Origin of the sequence: Serinibacter arcticus (assembly GCF_004786095.1) — a bacterium.
Lineage (GTDB): Bacteria > Actinomycetota > Actinomycetes > Actinomycetales > Beutenbergiaceae > Litorihabitans > Litorihabitans arcticus.
In genome coordinates, this window is sequence record NZ_RHPJ01000002.1 from 78052 (window position 1) to 93934 (window position 15883).

Here is a 15883-nt window from a genome sequence, read left to right on the forward strand (position 1 = left end):
CGAACCCGCAGCGATGGAGTGAACTGGTGACCACCATCAACGATGTGACCGACGAGACCTTCTCCTCGGAGGTCCTCGACGCCCCCGGAGTCGTCCTCGTGGACTTCTGGGCCCCCTGGTGCCGCCCGTGCACCCAGGTGGAACCCGTGCTGAACGAGCTCGCTGCCGAGCTCGAGGGCCGGGTCCGCGTCGTCAAGGTCAACACGGACGACAACCCGCTCGTGACGCAGCGGTTCGGCATCACGTCCGTTCCCACGCTGATGATCGTCGCCGGTGGCGAGGTCGTCTCCCAGCTCATCGGCGCCCGCCCGAAGGCAGCCATCCGAGAGGCCCTGACCTCCCACGTCGCCGCCTGAGAGCCGACACGTGAGCACCCAGCCGCAGGCGGGGACGCGCCTCGACCCCTGGTACGGCTCCTACTCGCAGCGCACCCACGGGATGCGCGCGTCGGAGATCCGTGCCCTGTTCGCCGTCGCCAACCGCCCCGAGGTCGTCTCGCTGGCGGGAGGCATGCCCAACATCGCCGACCTGCCGATGGCGTCCATCGCCGACGCCGTCGCGGACCTGCTGCGGCGTGACGGCGCCAGGGCGCTGCAGTACGGCTCGGGGCAGGGGGACCCGGTCCTGCGCGGCCAGATCGCCGACGTGATGTCGCTCGAGCACATCAACGCGCACCCCGACGACGTCGTCGTGACCACCGGGTCGCAGCAGGCGCTCGACCTCGTGGCGCGCATCTTCCTCGACCCGGGCGACGTCGTCGTGGCCGAGGCCCCCAGCTACGTCGGTGCGCTCGGCGTCTTTCGTGCCTACGAGGCCGAGGTCGTCCACACGCCGATGGACGCCCACGGCCTCGTGCCCGAGGCGCTCGACGAGGTCCTGACGCAGCTCGCCGCGAGCGGGCGACGCGCGAAGCTCCTCTACACGGTGCCGAACTTCCACAACCCGGGCGGCGTGACGCTCTCGCTCGAGCGTCGACCGCGCGTGATCGAGGTCGCGCGCCGCCACGGCGTCCTCATCCTCGAGGACAACCCCTACGGGCTCCTGGGGTTCGACGGCGAACCCCTGCCCGCGCTGGCCTCGATGGCGCCGGACGACGTCGTCTACCTCGGCTCCTTCTCCAAGACCTTCGCCCCCGGCTACCGCGTGGGCTGGGCGCTCGCACCGCACGCCGTGCGCGAGAAGCTCGTGCTCGCGAGCGAGTCGGCCATCCTGTGCCCCTCGAACGCCGGCCAGCTCGCGATCTCCACCTACCTCAGCCAGTTCGACTGGCGCGGGCAGGTCAAGGAGTACCGCCGCATGTACGCCGAGCGCCGGGACGCGATGGTCGGTGCACTCCAGGAGTACCTGCCGACGTGCTCGTGGACGACGCCGGAGGGCGGGTTCTACGTGTGGCTGAAGCTTCCCGAGGGCCTGGACGCGCGGGAGATGCTGCCGCGCGCCGTCACGTCCCTGGTGGCCTACGTACCGGGCACCGCGTTCTACGCCGACGGGTCGGGTGCGGGCCACCTGCGGCTGTCCTACTGCTACCCGACGCCGGAGCGCATCGTCGAGGGGGTGCGTCGCCTCGCCGGCGTCGTCAACGCCGAGGCCGACCTGGTCGCGATGTTCGGGACCGCACCGTCCCGGACCGACGGCGTCGAGACGCCCGGACCGGCGACGCCGTGACCGTGCGCCAGCCGCTCGAGGTCCTCGTTCTCGCGGGCGGCCTCTCGCACGAGCGCGACGTGTCGCTCCGCTCGGGTCGACGGGTCGCCGACGCCCTGGAGGACGCCGGGGCGAGCGCCACCGTGCACGACGTCGACGGCGATCTCCTGGCCGCGATCGACGCGCGCCGGCCCGACGTCGTGTGGCCGCTCCTGCACGGCTCCACGGGCGAGGACGGCTCGATCCGCGACCTGCTCGAGCTGCTGGGGGTACCGGCGGTCGGCACCGGCGCCGCCGGATCGCGGATCTCGTGGAGCAAGCCCGTCAGCAAGACGATCCTGGCGCGCGCCGGGGTGGCCACACCGGCCTCCGTGACGCTGCCGGAGTCGATCTTCCGGGAGGTGGGTGCGCGGGCCGTGCTGGACCGCGTGGTCGACCGCCTGGGGCTGCCGCTCGTGGTCAAGCCCGCCAAGGGCGGGTCCGCCCTGGGGGTCTCGCTCGTGACCACGGCCGAGGGCCTCCCGAAGGCCATGGTCTCGTGCTTCTCCTACGGCGACGTCGCGCTCATCGAGCGGGCGGTCACGGGCGTCGAGCTCGGTGTCTCGGTGGTCGACCTGGGTGACGGTCCCCGGGCGCTGCCCCCGGTCGAGATCCTCGTCGAGGACGGGCTCTACGACTACGACGCCCGGTACAACGCCGGTCGCACCGAGTTCTTCGTCCCGGCGCGGCTCGGGACCTCGGTGCTCGACGCGGCGCGTCAGGTCGCGGTCACGGCGCACCAGGTGCTCGGGCTGCGTGGGCTCTCCCGCACCGACCTGATCGTCGACGCCGACGGAACACCCTGGTTCCTCGAGGTCAACAGCGCACCCGGCATGACCGAGACGTCGCTCTTCCCGCTGGCGGCCGAGGCCGACGGCCTCGCGCTGCCGGAGCTGTACCGCGGCATCGCCGAGCACGCCGCCCGCACCAGCTGACCGCCCGCATTCGCGAGGCACTTTCGGGCGTTCCCGAGGCACTTTCGGGCGTTCCCGAGGTACTTTCGGGCGTTCCCGAGGTACTTTCGGGCGTCCGCGAGGTACTTCCGGGCGGAACGTCGCCCGACACCCTCCGCCAGACGGGTCAGGCGGTGTCGGACGCGGGGAAAGCCGCCGACTCCTGCGGAGCCAGCGCCTCCATGATGCGGTTGAGGTCCTCGACGTTCGCGAACTCGATCGCGATGCGGCCCTTGCGCTGGCCCAGGGCGATCTTGACCTTGGTGTCCCACCGGTCCGAGAGCCGGCGGCTGAGGTCGTCGAGAGCGGCGGTGTGCTCACCCGCGCGCGGTCGACGGCGCAGCTCCGGTCGCATGGGTTCGTCAGCGTCTCCAAGGGCGACGATCTCCTCCGTGGCACGAACGCTGAGCCCCTCCGCGACGATCCGGTGGGCGAGCCGCTCCATGGCCTCCGGCTCGGTGAGCCCGAGGAGCGCACGAGCGTGCCCGGCAGAGAGCACCCCCGCCGCCACGCGACGCTGGACCGCCGGAGGGAGGCGGAGCAACCGGAGCATGTTCGAGATCTGGGGTCGTGATCGCGCGATGCGCGTGGCCAGCTCCTCGTGCGTGCACCCGAAGTCCTCCAGGAGCTGCTGGTACGCGGCAGCCTCCTCGAGCGGGTTCAGCTGCGCCCGGTGGAGGTTCTCGAGCAGAGCATCGCGAAGGAGGTCGGTGTCGGACGTCTCACGCACGATGGCGGGCACGGTCTCGAGCCCGGCGAGACGGGTGGCGCGCCAACGCCGCTCTCCCATGACGATCTCGAATCCGCTCCCCGAGGGGCGGACCACGATCGGCTGCAGCACGCCGACCTCGCGGATCGAAGCCGCCAGTTCCGCGATGTCGTCCTCGTCGAAGACCTGACGAGGCTGATTCGCGTTCGCAAGCACGTCGTCGATGGGGATCTCAGCGAAGTAGGCGCCGATGGAGGCGCCCACCGGGGCATCGATCGCACGTCCGTTCGAGTTGCTGCTCTGAGATCCGTTATTACTCGTCTGCCAGGTGCTGTCGCCACTATCTCCACGATCGACGCCGCCGCCGCTGGCCCGAGGAGCGGGGCTGGAGTCCGGGAAGAAGACATCGACGGGACGGGACGCCGTCGGTGCCGACGGGATGAGGGCACCGAGCCCCTTGCCGAGTCCTGTCCTGCGCTTCTCGCTCATGCCTGGCCGTCCCGGTTCGTCGTGGTGGTGCTGGAGGGCGCTTCGCGCCGAGTGATCTCCCGAGCAGCTTCCGCGTAGGCAAGTGCGCCGGACGAGGAGGGGTCGTAGCTGATGACGGTCTGGCCGTAGCTCGGTGCCTCGGAGATGCGAACGGAGCGTGGGATCACGGTCCGGAGCGTCTGCTCGGCGAAGTGCTCGCGCACCTCCGAGGCGACCTCGCGCGCCAGGTTCGTCCGGATGTCGCTCATCGTGAGGAGGATCGTGCTCACCGTCAGCGCCGGGTTGAGATGTGCGCGAATGAGCTCGATGTTCTTGAGGAGCTGGCTCAGCCCCTCGAGCGCGTAGTACTCGGTCTGGATGGGGATCAGCACCTCGGCGGCCGCGCTGAAGGCGTTGACCGTGAGCAGACCGAGGCTCGGCGGGCAGTCGATGAACACGTAGTCCACGCGCGGGAGACCTGACCGCGACCGATCGACGAGGTAGGCGCGCAGCGCTTCACGGAGTCGTGTTTCACGTGAATCCACCGTGACGAGCTCGATCTCCGCGCCGGACAGGTCGATCGTCGACGGCACGCACAGGAGGTTGTCGCTGGACGGGGACACCTGAACGACGTCGGCGATCGTGGACCCACCCAGGAGAACGTCATAGGTCGACGGAGTGCCTGATCCGTGCTCGATACCCAGGGCGGTTGACGCGTTCCCCTGAGGATCGTTGTCGATGACGAGGACCGTGAGCCCGGCGCGCGCCATGGCCGCGGCGATGTTGACGGCAGTCGTGGTCTTGCCGACACCACCCTTCTGGTTTGCCACGGTGAAGACTCGTGTCTGTTCCGGCCGGACGAACGACGATCCTGTGATCACCGCGTGGCGCCGCGCATCCGTCGCCACCTGCGCGGCGAGCGGGGTGTCGAGACCCACGTCGGGGATCGAGTCGAGCAGTGCGGTTCGCCTCGCTACATCGTCGAGCGAATCCTCGCGAGCTGGTCGTGCATCGGTCACGTGGGGTGCCCACCCTTCGGTTCTGGTGTTGCTCTAGCGTACGCGGTGTGGGCTTCTCAGCCTTCCGTTTCACGTGAAACACGGGCTGCGGGTTTCATGCCGCGCCGGTGTACAACGGTGTGGATACTTCCCCCGATCGTTGGAATGTCAGCGTTCCTTCTGTGGAGAAAGCGCACACGTCTGTGGAAACAGCCTCGATCGACGGCCTCCGGTCTCGTCCGGATCGATGGACGACGGCGGCGGTGGCCGAGGCACGTTGGTCATGACCAGCGGAAAGCGAGGCAACAAGGTCCAGGCGATCATCGAGCCCCTGTTCGCAGAGGAGCGGGTCGCCGGGCCTTGGTGCCAACGTCGCTCGAGGCACGCAACCAGAGACAAATGCGGGCGGAGTTTGCCGTGGATATGCATGAACGGGCGGTGCCTACCGACGAACAACCCCCGTCAACGAGGGTCCTCACACGGAGCGCGTTTCACGTGAAACAGGAGACCGCACCGGATGAGAAGGGGTTCTCACGGGCCGAGCCGTTTCACGTGAAACCGGGCAAATGGCAACTCCGTCGTTTCACGTGGAACGCGACGTCGTGGCCTCAGCCTCGATCGACGGTCGGAGCCCGCCTTGTTTGCCGATCAGAAGCGATCTTCGTGCTCGAGGGTGCCCACCGATCGGTGAAGAGGCGACCTGCGAGAGAGCCTGTTCTCGGCTGAGGGTCGAAGCGCCGCCGGTCGACTCACCTCTGGCAGGGCCCGGCCCTCTACCGTGAGCCGGACCGCGGACCCCGGACCAACCACGCATGGACGCAGACCTCGCAGACACTTGTGCCTGAGGCCGCCGTCGCCCTTCGCGGTCGTCTCACGCTCGAGCTGGGTCGTTCAGCGGGCTGGTGGGCGATTCGACTCGCGACGTTGTGCTGGTGCCGGGCGTACCAACGCCCCGAGGAGCGTGCGCGTCTCATGTGGTTTCACGTGAAACAGGTCAAGCCGACCGTCAGGCCCTGGGTAGGCGTCGCTTGGCAGCGGTCCATTCATCCGTCCACGGGCCGTCCCCGAGCGCCTGCTGCTGGACGTCTGTGAGTAAGCCCGCTTCCTACACGTGTCGTGATAGTCGAGATGGCTGACGTGGCGCGATGCGAATGACACGCTCCTTTTCCCGTTTCACGTGAAACGCCGAGAGGGACGACGCGCGAACCCGTCTTGCGGCGCGAAGGCCCTGGCTCAACTGCTCCATCACGTCCTCGACCGCAAGACGCCTCTGAACCGACTCGGCAAGGGTCATCCCGACCGTGCGATCACATCGAGGTAGCTGGACGGTCTGTGGCCGCCGCTCTCATCCCATTGATGTTCAACCTAGGAGCGCCCACGCACCCTAGCTGTGACACCTGCCCTCTGCCGCAAGATTTCCCATCGGACAGTCTGGGCGGTCTCCGAGTCGCGCCGATTGATTCGCCGAGTGCGTAGTCCCAGCCGCGGGGACATCAGCCACCGTAGTTTCATGTGGAACGGCGATGGCGTTCAGCAGCGGACGTCACGTTGCGGGCATCGCAGACGCACGGGTACCGGGTTCAGGTCGTAGGCATGTGGACCCCGGGCCCATGCATCGTCGACCGCACGCACCACCCGGCCGCAGCCCGTGTCGCACCTGGCGTCGATCGACGGCCGGGAGCTGACGCGGCTCGGAGCCTCGCCTGGCGCCGCCGTCTCCTTGGTCGCTCCGGTTGACGAACACCTGCAGCAAGCAGGGAAGGGTCTTCCGTCGCTCACTCTGCCGTCGACGTGGTCGACTTGTCGGCAGCTCGATCTGCTGCACCGATCGTCCGTCAAACCTCATCGAGCGGAGGGGCGGATGGGGACCACCGACCGACCCACGGGTCCCTGAGCGCGTGCGTCGATGAGCCGACGTCGCGGCCACGTCGCTCGCGAGCTCCCACCAACGGCAGGTCAGCAGGGCAGCGCGATCAAGCAGGCGGGCTCGGTAGACCGAATCGTCCGGCTCCGAGGTACGACCACCACCGGCCGCAATCGCGCTCGTTTCACGTGGAACGCCTGAGCGACCGCCGTACCGAGGTCAGCCCCGGCGGATCTCCACCACGCGGGTGACGTCTCCATCGCCCAGGACGTCGACCTCGTGGACCACACCGGCACCTGCGTTCGACAGCTTCTTCAGCACGGGCTGCGCCGCTGCCAGCTCGTCGACAGCACGAGCACCCTTCATCGCCACCAGTGCGCCACCGCGTACCACCAGCGGCCAGGTCCACCGCACGAGCTTGTCCAGCGCCGCGACGGCGCGAGCGGTCACCGCGGAGAACTCCAGCTTGCCGTGAAGCTCCTGAGCCTGGTTCTGGTGAACCACCACGTTCTCGAGGGATAAGGTTGTAGCTACAAGTTTCAGCCACTCGACTCGACGTTCCATCGGCTCGACGAGGTGGAACTCCAGGTCGGGCCTCATCGCAGCCAGGACGATGCCCGGGAGACCGGCGCCGGAGCCGACATCAGCGACACGCCCCTGCGCCGGCAGGTAGGGCGCGACCGCAGCCGAGTTCACGATGTGCCGCGTCCAGAGCCGATCGAGCTCACGCGGACCGATCAACCCGCGTTCCTCACCGTGCACGCGCAGGAGGTCGGCGAACGCGACGGCGTCGTCGTATCCGCGACCGAGCGCCTGGCGACTCGCGGCCTCGCCCACCACCAGCGATCCGGTCGGCGTCCCGGTCACCGGCTCGCCGGCGCGCGCCTCGTCGACCGACCCTCCACGTTCACCCACCGACGACCGCCCTCAGGACGCGGCGCGGATGACGACGCGACGGTTCGGCTCCACGCCCTCGGAGTCGGACACGAGACCGGCGGCCGCGACGGCGTCGTGCACGACCTTGCGCTCGAACGGGTTCATCGCGTCGAGCGAGACCGACTCACCCGAGGACGTCACCCGGGAGATCGCCTCGGCTGCCACGGCCTCGAGCTCGCGGCGCTGAGCGGCGCGGTGTCCGGCGACGTCGAGCATCAGCCGACTCCGCTCTCCGGTCCGGGCCTGGACGGCGAGCCGCGTCAGCTCCTGCAGCGCGTCCAGCACCTCGCCCTCGGGACCCACGAGTCGGGTGAGGGCACCCGGGTCCTCGTCCGACACGATCTCCACGGCGGCACGGCCGTGCTCGACACCGATGTCGATGTCACCGTCGAGGTCGGCGATGTCGAGCAGCTCCTCGAGGTAGTCCGCGGCGACCTCGCCCTCCTCCTCGAGGCGGGTCGGGGCGGGCTCGGCCACGGGCTCCTCAGCGGGCGCGACACCTGCGTCGTCGTTGGTCATGTGCTTCCTTCCGGTCACGGCGCTGGGCCGAGGAGCTGTGCGAGGGCGAGGGAGGCCGGACGAGCACCGGCCGTCAACCTACCGCTTCTTCTTGCGCGGACTCTTCGGCGAGATGGTCCCGGGCTTGTCCTCGAGGATCGCGTCCTCGATCGGCGCGTCCTCCACGACGACCGCGTCCTCGATCACGTCGTCCTCGAGTGACGAACCGGGAGCGACGGGTCGGACACCCGACCGCTTGGCGCGGTTCTTGCCGAGCGGCTGCTGACGCTGGCCGCGTGCGACAGCCTCGGCCTCGAGAACCGCCACGCCGCCCTGACCGTTCGTACCGTCCTCGAGCGTCGTGCCCTTGCGAGCCGCCTTGCGCGCCTTCCGCTCGAGCATCGCGCGCTCCGCCTCGGAGCCCGGCGCAGGGTTGTTCCGGATCACGTAGAACTGCTGACCCATCGACCAGAGGTTGGTCGTGGTCCAGTAGATGAGGACACCGATCGGGAAGTTCACGCCCGTGACGGCGAAGATCACCGGGAAGATGTACATCAGCATCTTCTGCTGACGCGCCATCGGGTTGTCGAGCGCCGAGGCGGGCATGTTCTTCATCGTCAGCTGACGCTGCGTGAGGAACTGCGTCGCCGACATGGCGAGGATCAGGATGACGGTGACGATGCGGACCTGCGCCGTCGCGTCGGGCATGAGGAAGAACGAGGAGAGGGGCGCCCCGAAGAGCGTGGAGTTCTCCGCCTCACCGGCGAGGCGGGCGTCCAGCGGTCCGATCGGGGACCGGTCGCCGCTCGCGATCTGCGGCAGCTGGTACAGCACGCGGAAGAGCGCGAAGAAGATCGGCGACTGCGCCAGGATCGGCAGGCACGAGGCGAACGGGTTCGTCCCGGCGCTCCGGTAGATCGCCATCATCTCCTGCTGCATGGCCTGGCGGGAGGCGGGGTCGGTCTTCCCCTTGTACTTCTTCTGCAGCTTCTGGATCTCGGGCTGCACGATCTGCATGCCGCGCGAGGCACGGATCTGCCGCACGAACAGCGGGATCAGGAGGATGCGGATCGCCACCACGAGGACGACGATCGAGAGGATCCACGACCATCCCGAGGGGTCCATGCCGAGTGCGACGAATGCGCTGTGGGCGTGGACCATGATCCAGGCGACCACCCACATGATGGGGCTGAGGATGGTGTCGAACCAGGCCATGGTCGGCGTCTCTCCTGTCGGTGCTGAAAACGGGCTGTCGAGCCGAGGTCGAGCGTACGGCGTCGGCTACCCCCGCAGACAATCGGTGGGGTGGTGCGGTCAGAGGTCGTGCGGTGGAGCTGTCAGTGCTGGTGCGGCGGCATCTCGTCGGACCGATCGATGACGCCGTCGCGCCCCGGCCACCGCTGGCCGCGTCGAGGCGGGAAGTCGACGCCACCGCGAGCCCACGGGTTGCACCGCAGGATGCGGTACGCCCCGAGCGCAGCGCCGGTGAGCGCGCCCCGTTCCCGGATCGCCATCACCGTGTAGGACGAGCAGCTGGGGTAGAAACGACAGCGCGGACCGAGCAGCGGCGAGATCGCCACCTGGTACCCACGCACGAGGAGCAGCAGGAGCCGGGAGGCCGGCGACGGCGGAGCACCGCTCGCGTCGTCGGGCGTCACCCCGTCGGGCGGGCGCACCTGCCGCGTCGACCTGCTCACGTTCCCACCCCCGACCTCGGCCGGGAGCGGCGGACAGCCCGCTCCCACGCGTGGTCCAGCTCGGTGCCGAGCAGCGGGCCGTCGGCCCGAGCGCTCGGCGGGAGCGCCCGGACGACCACCCGGGTACCGGGTCGGACGCCGTCGAGCCGCTCCGCGACGAGGTGACGGAGCCGGCGCTTGACCCGGTTGCGCACCACGGCGTTGCCCACGGCTTTCGAGACGACGAAACCCACCAGGGCGCTGGGCACTGGTGGGTCGTCGGGCTGGAGCAGGTGGACGACGAGGGTGGAGTTCCCACTTCGCACACCACGGCGCATCGTGAGAGAGAAGTCGCTTCCCTCACGCATCCGGTGCGCCGCGCTCAGCACGGGTCAGGCAGAGAGCTCCGTGCGCCCCTTGCGACGACGAGCCGCGAGGATCGCGCGGCCGGCGCGGGTACGCATACGGAGACGGAAGCCGTGCACCTTGGCACGACGCCGGTTGTTCGGCTGAAAAGTCCGCTTGGTCACGGCTGATCTCACATTCGTTCGGGCGGTGGCGCGGTCACAGACATCGCAGGGGCGGCGCCAACCTGAAGCCCCAGACACCGCAGGCACCGGCACGGACACCCGCGGACGGGCAGCATGACGGCGCGCGTTTGCGCGACTGAAGAACGATACGCGCCAGCCCGCCTACGGTCAAAGCGGCCCGGCGTCTGGTAGGTCACGAGCCGGTCCACCGTGTCTGTTCCCACACCGTTGTCCACAGGCTGTGGGCGAACGCTCCGCACAGGACACAATGGGCCGCATGACTGTCTCTGACGACGCACTCTCGGACCTCGACCAGAGCTGGACGCACGTGGTCGAGCGCCTGCGGAACATGCTGCCGCCGTCGCAGCACGCGTTCGTCCGGCTCACCAAGCCGCTCGGCGTGCTCAACGGCACGCTCCTCATCGCCGCACCGAGCGACTTCGCCAAGGAGTTCCTCGAGACCCGCGCCCGCGAGGAGATCACCTCGGCGCTGACGGAGATCCTCGGTGAGCGGCTCTCGCTGGCCGTGACGATCGACCCGTCGCTGCTCGACGCCGACCCGAGCCTCGCCGAGGACGTCGACTACGCCGCGTCGGACGAGCCCGCCCGCTCCCCGAGCCACCGCGACACCTCGCGCCTCGACGACGTCCGGCGCGACGAGCGTCATCGGGATCGCCGCGACAGGGACGACCGGGACAGGGACGACCGGGAGCGCGACGACCGGGACCACCGCGATCGTGACCGTGATCGCGACGAGCCCGCCCACCTGCGCCGCGACGACGACAACCGCGCCTCGCGCCGGGCGGCCGACCGCCGCCAGGGTCTGACCTCGGCCGATCCGAACAGCCCGGGCAACGACTCGGCGCGGCTCAACCAGCTCTACACGTTCGACACGTTCGTCACGGGCTCCAGCAACCGGTTCGCCAACGCCGCGGCGTTCGCCGTGGCCGAGGCACCCGCGAAGGCCTACAACCCGCTGTTCATCTACGGCGACTCCGGCCTCGGCAAGACGCACCTGCTGCACGCGATCGGTCACTACGCGCAGCGCCTCTACCCCGGGGTGCGCGTGCGGTACGTCAACTCCGAGGAGTTCACCAACGACTTCATCAACTCGATCCGCGACGACAAGGCCGAGTCGTTCCAGCGCCGCTACCGCAGCGTCGACGTCCTGCTGATCGACGACATCCAGTTCCTGCAGGGCAAGAAGGAGACGATGGAGGAGTTCTTCCACACCTTCAACTCCCTGCACAACTCCAACAAGCAGGTCGTGATCACCTCCGACGTCGCCCCGAAGTACCTGGACGGGTTCGCGGACCGGATGCGCAGCAGGTTCGAGTGGGGTCTCATCACGGACATCCAGCCGCCGGACCTCGAGACGCGCATCGCGATCCTTCGCAAGAAGGCGGGCCGCGAGCAGCTGTCGGCGCCGGACGACGTGCTCAGCTACATCGGCTCGCGCATCTCGACGAACATCCGCGAGCTCGAGGGCGCTCTCATCCGCGTCACGGCCTTCGCGAACCTCAACGGCCAGCCGGTCGACCTTCCCCTGGCCGAGATGGTCCTCAAGGACCTCATCACCGAGGAGGGTGACGCCGAGATCACGCCGGCGATCATCATGGCGCAGACGTCGACCTACTTCGGGGTGTCGATCGAGGCGCTCTGCAGCGCCGACCGCACGCGGGTGCTCGTGAACGCGCGACAGATCGCGATGTACCTGTGCCGCGAGCTCACCGACCTGTCCCTGCCCAAGATCGGTCAGATCTTCGGGGGCCGCGACCACACCACCGTGATGCACGCCGATCGCAAGATCCGTGAGCTCATGGCGAAGAACCGGTCGACCTTCACGCAGATCACGGAGCTGACCAACCGGATCAAGCAGCAGAACAAGCTCTGATCCGCAACTCTCAAGTGCCACCTGAAGATGTGCACAGGTGTGGACAAGCCTGGGGATCACGGTGGACAGGCATCACAAGTTCGTGGACACGTGACCGTCCGACCGTGGACTCCACGTCGTGTGATTCACCTCCGTCCACGCACACCCCCGCCCCGCCCACAGCGCGTGCACGACGCCGTCCCCATGGCATTTCGGCCCGTGACCAGCAGGAACAGCGGTTGTCCCCAGGATCCACACCCCCTACTACTACGACGACACCTAGATGGATGGATGGGATGTGGACAGCCAAGGCCCGACCTGACCCGTCCGTTCCGCCCCTCAGACGCCGCCTGGGGACGAGCTCCCTCGGTGACGTTCCCGAGGCCCGCGCTCCGTTAGGGTGAGGCCCAGGTCTGAGCCGTCGGAGATCCGCGTCATCGTCGTCCCGGCAGCCACGGACACCCGCTTCGAACCACACGACGCCTGCTCCCAGGCGAGCAAGGAAAGGTGCAAGACGTGAAGTTCACCGTCGAGCGTGACGTGCTGGCCGAGGCCGTCACGTGGACAGCGCGTTCCCTGCCGTCCCGTCCGAGCATCCCCGTCCTGGCCGGCGTCCGGCTCGAGGCCACCAGCACCGGGACCCTGGCGCTGTCGAGCTTCGACTACGAGGTCTCCGCCGTCTCCGAGATCACGGCCGAGGTCACCGAGCCCGGCACCGTGCTCGTCTCGGGTCGTCTCCTGGCCGAGATCTCCCGTTCGCTCCCGTCGCGTCCGGTCGAGATCGTCGTCGAGGGCACGCGCGCGGTCCTGACCTGCGGTTCGAGCCGCTTCACGCTGCTGACGATGCCGCTCGAGGACTACCCCGCCCTCCCGGCTCTCCCGCCGGCGTCGGGCACGATCGACGCCCACGCCTTCGCCGAGGCCGTCTCGCAGGTGACCATCGCCGCGAGCCGCGACGAGACCCTGCCGCTGCTGACGGGCGTGCGCCTCGAGATCGAGGGCGACACGCTCACCCTCCTGGCCACCGACCGGTACCGCCTCGCGATGCGCGAGGTCGCCTGGAACCCCGCCACCCCCGGGCTGTCCGCGACGGCGCTGGTCCGCGCCCGCACGCTGTCCGAGGTCGCGAAGTCGCTCACGAGCGCGGGCGCCCTGAGCATCTCGCTCCCCAGCGGTTCCGGCAGCGAGATCGTGGGCTTCGAGGCCGGCGGTCGCCGCACCACCTCGCTCCTGGTCGACGGCGACTACCCGCCCGTGCGTCGCCTCTTCCCGGAGTCCACCACCTCCCACGCCGTGGTCGCGACCCAGAGCCTCGTCGAGGCCGCGCGTCGCGTCGCCCTCGTGGCCGAGCGCAACACCCCGATCCGGCTGGAGTTCAGCGAGGGCCAGGTCGTCCTTGAGGCGGGCCAGGGCGAGGACGCCCAGGCGTCCGAGGCGATCGAGTCGACGTTCGACGGCGAGACGATCACCACCGCCTACAACCCGGGCTACCTGCTCGACGCGCTCGGCGCCGTCGGCAAGGAGTTCACCCGCATCTCCTTCACCCACGGCACCAAGCCGTCCGTGATCACGGGCCAGACCGCGGTGGACTCCACCGAGGACTCCGGCTTCCGGTACCTGATCCAGCCCATCCGGTTCGCGGGCTGAGCCCCGTCCCCTCGCGGTGCACGTCTCCGACCTCGCGCTGACGGACTTCCGGTCCTACCCGGAGGTCGTGCTCGCGATCCCGGCCGGGATCACCGCGTTCGTGGGCCCCAACGGTCAGGGCAAGACCAACCTGGTGGAGTCGATCGGCTACCTCGGTGCGTTCTCCAGCCACCGGGTGTCGTCGGACGCTCCGCTCGTGCGCCAGGGGTGCGAGCGCGCCGTCATCCGCGCGCGGGTGCAGCGTGGCGACCGCCCCAGCGTCGTCGAGCTGGAGCTGAATGCCGGCCGAGCCAACAAGGCGCGCGTGGATCGCGCGCCCGTGCCACGGATCCGCGACGCCGCAGGGATCGTCCGGTCGGTCGTCTTCGCTCCCGAGGACCTCGCCCTGGTCAAGGGCGATCCCGACGTCCGCCGCCGGTTCCTCGACGACCTGCTCGTGCAGCTCACCCCCCGCCTGGCCTCGGTGCGGTCGGACTACGACCGCGTCCTGAAGCAGCGGACCACGCTGCTCAAGTCCGCCGGCGCCGTGCGGGGCGGCCGGCGCGCCGTCTCGGCCGCGGCCGAGGAGGAGTCCGGGGGAGGGACGTCCGCCGGCGGCGCTCGGTCCGCCGCGCTGCGCACGCTCGACGTCTGGGACGCCCAGCTCGCGGCGACGGGGTCGCAGCTGATCGCCGCGCGCGTCGACCTCGTCCGTCGGCTCCGCCCCCACCTCGCCTCCGCCTACGAGCAGGTCTCCTCGGCGCAGGGCGAGCTCGCGGTCACCTACCGCGCGAGCGTGACGCAGGCGCGACCCGACGACGCGCCGGACGCCCTCGACTCGCCGTCGGCAGCGGCCGACGCCGAGGAGGAGCTCCTGCGACCCGACGTCGTCGAGGCGCGACTGCTCGAGGCGATGTCCCGCCTGCGTCCCAAGGAGCTGGAGCGCGGGGTGTCCCTCGTCGGACCCCACCGCGACGACGCCGACCTCGTGCTCGGCGGCATGCCCGTGAAGGGGTACGCCTCGCACGGCGAGTCGTGGTCGGTGGCCCTCGCGATGCGCCTGGCGAGCTTCGAGCTGCTGCGCGGCGACGACTGGGGCGGTGGTGATCCCGTCCTCATCCTGGACGACGTGTTCGCCGAGCTCGACGGTCGCCGTCGGGCACGGCTCGCGGCCCTGGTGGCCCCCGCGGAGCAGGTGCTGCTGACGTCAGCCGTCGCCGAGGACGTGCCGGCCGAGCTGGACGGGGCGCGGTTCGACGTCATGGCCGGCGAGGTCACCCGTGTCCGCTGACGGTCCCGACCCCCGGCCGGGCGGGCTGGACGCCGTCGTCGGACGGGCCGACTCGGCCACACCCCCCGCGGGCGACGCCGCGTCCGCCGCTCTGGGCCGCGCCCGCGAGGCCGCCAGGGCCAAGGGTCTGCACCCCGGCAGTCCGAAGCCCCGCCGTCGCGGCATGATCCCGGGCACGGGACCGGGATTTCCGGAGCAGCGCAGTCGCGACCCGCAGGCGGTGGGCGACCAGCTCAGCCGTCTGATGGCCGAGCACGGCTGGACGGGTCCGGTCTCGGTGGGTTCGGTGATGGGTCGCTGGCGCGAGATCGTCGGCGACGTCGCCGACCACGCGACGCCCGAGACGTTCACCGACGGGAAGCTCGTGGTGCGAGCCGACTCCACCGCCTGGGCCACGCAGCTCGGACTCCTCGTCCCGCAGTTGCAGCGGCGGATGGACGAGGAGATCGGCGAGGGTGTCATCGCGGAGATCGTGGTACTGGGTCCCGGGGCGCCGTCGTGGATCCGCGGGCTTCGCGTGGCACCGGGGCGCGGGCCGCGCGACACCTACGGCTGACGTTGATCCGCGTCGACCGAGACGCGGCCGCAGACGCCGCAGCACGGTCGGACCTACCCGGGCACGTATCCCTGTCCACAAATGCGCGTCTGAGGCCGCATAGCGTGAGTCTGAGGGGTAGAATCCAGGGTAGGAGTCCGGCAGTCGCCCACCGGCGTGTCTCACAGTGATCGACGACCACCGGTGACGTGTGTCCGGACCTCGCATGCGTCCGCGACCTCA

General features: G+C 69.7%; 15 protein-coding genes. 7 read left to right on the forward strand and 8 right to left on the reverse strand.

Features of this window, described 5'->3' with window-relative positions:
- Window positions 1-26: 26 nt before the first annotated feature.
- From trxA to SERN_RS05215, 3 genes are read left to right on the forward strand one after another with little or no spacing between them, the layout of a single operon-like run.
- On the forward strand, window positions 27-356 hold the full coding sequence (trxA, locus tag SERN_RS05205; RefSeq protein ID WP_135849099.1) for a thioredoxin: 330 nt from the start codon (window positions 27-29) through the stop codon (window positions 354-356).
- A gap of 10 nt (window positions 357-366) precedes the next feature.
- Window positions 367-1665, forward strand: coding sequence for an aminotransferase-like domain-containing protein (locus tag SERN_RS05210; protein WP_233251492.1), 1299 nt, complete (start codon window positions 367-369; stop codon window positions 1663-1665).
- Window positions 1662-2618 carry a D-alanine--D-alanine ligase family protein gene (locus SERN_RS05215; RefSeq protein WP_135849100.1) on the forward strand — a complete coding sequence of 319 codons (957 nt, stop codon included), beginning with the start codon at window positions 1662-1664 and terminating at the stop codon, window positions 2616-2618. Before SERN_RS05210 ends, SERN_RS05215 begins: the two co-directional genes overlap by 4 nt.
- Before the next feature lie 145 nt (window positions 2619-2763).
- Here the strand turns inward: SERN_RS05215 and SERN_RS05220 are convergent, their stop codons facing one another.
- The 8 genes from SERN_RS05220 to rpmH form a co-directional block, all read right to left on the reverse strand.
- Complete coding sequence (locus SERN_RS05220; RefSeq protein WP_135849101.1) at window positions 2764-3834, reverse strand: ParB/RepB/Spo0J family partition protein; 1071 nt, start codon at window positions 3832-3834, stop codon at window positions 2764-2766.
- Window positions 3831-4832: a ParA family protein gene (locus tag SERN_RS05225; RefSeq protein ID WP_135849102.1), complete on the reverse strand. Its 1002-nt coding sequence runs from the start codon at window positions 4830-4832 to the stop codon at window positions 3831-3833. The genes SERN_RS05220 and SERN_RS05225 overlap by 4 nt, the downstream gene beginning before the upstream one ends.
- Window positions 4833-6894: 2062 nt before the next feature.
- Window positions 6895-7590, reverse strand: coding sequence for a 16S rRNA (guanine(527)-N(7))-methyltransferase RsmG (gene rsmG / locus SERN_RS05230; RefSeq protein WP_233251493.1), 696 nt, complete (start codon window positions 7588-7590; stop codon window positions 6895-6897).
- A 12-nt stretch (window positions 7591-7602) separates the two neighbouring features.
- The gene (locus SERN_RS05235; RefSeq protein ID WP_135849103.1) at window positions 7603-8130 is read right to left on the reverse strand and encodes a Jag family protein; all 528 of its coding nucleotides are present in this window, start codon (window positions 8128-8130) and stop codon (window positions 7603-7605) included.
- 78 nt (window positions 8131-8208) lie between these two features.
- Window positions 8209-9324, reverse strand: coding sequence for a membrane protein insertase YidC (gene yidC, locus SERN_RS05240; RefSeq protein ID WP_135849104.1), 1116 nt, complete (start codon window positions 9322-9324; stop codon window positions 8209-8211).
- Window positions 9325-9446: 122 nt separating this feature from the next.
- A complete protein-coding gene (gene yidD, locus SERN_RS05245; RefSeq protein WP_332888458.1) occupies window positions 9447-9806 on the reverse strand; it encodes a membrane protein insertion efficiency factor YidD in 360 nt (119 codons plus the stop codon).
- A complete protein-coding gene (rnpA, locus tag SERN_RS05250; RefSeq protein ID WP_135849105.1) occupies window positions 9803-10174 on the reverse strand; it encodes a ribonuclease P protein component in 372 nt (123 codons plus the stop codon). The genes yidD and rnpA overlap by 4 nt, the downstream gene beginning before the upstream one ends.
- A 3-nt stretch (window positions 10175-10177) precedes the next feature.
- A complete protein-coding gene (gene rpmH / locus SERN_RS05255) occupies window positions 10178-10315 on the reverse strand; it encodes a 50S ribosomal protein L34 (RefSeq protein ID WP_199224450.1) in 138 nt (45 codons plus the stop codon).
- 277 nt (window positions 10316-10592) lie between these two features.
- Here rpmH and dnaA point away from each other — a divergent pair, with 277 nt between their 5' ends.
- The 4 genes from dnaA (at window position 10593) to SERN_RS05275 (ending at window position 15661) form a co-directional block, all read left to right on the forward strand.
- Window positions 10593-12209, forward strand: coding sequence for a chromosomal replication initiator protein DnaA (dnaA, locus tag SERN_RS05260; RefSeq protein WP_135849106.1), 1617 nt, complete (start codon window positions 10593-10595; stop codon window positions 12207-12209).
- Window positions 12210-12704: 495 nt separating this feature from the next.
- On the forward strand, window positions 12705-13835 hold the full coding sequence (dnaN, locus tag SERN_RS05265; RefSeq protein ID WP_135849107.1) for a DNA polymerase III subunit beta: 1131 nt from the start codon (window positions 12705-12707) through the stop codon (window positions 13833-13835).
- 16 nt (window positions 13836-13851) lie between these two features.
- Window positions 13852-15105, forward strand: coding sequence for a DNA replication/repair protein RecF (gene recF / locus SERN_RS05270; protein ID WP_135849108.1), 1254 nt, complete (start codon window positions 13852-13854; stop codon window positions 15103-15105).
- Window positions 15095-15661: a DUF721 domain-containing protein gene (locus tag SERN_RS05275; RefSeq protein ID WP_332888459.1), complete on the forward strand. Its 567-nt coding sequence runs from the start codon at window positions 15095-15097 to the stop codon at window positions 15659-15661. The genes recF and SERN_RS05275 overlap by 11 nt, the downstream gene beginning before the upstream one ends.
- Window positions 15662-15883 lie beyond the last annotated feature (222 nt).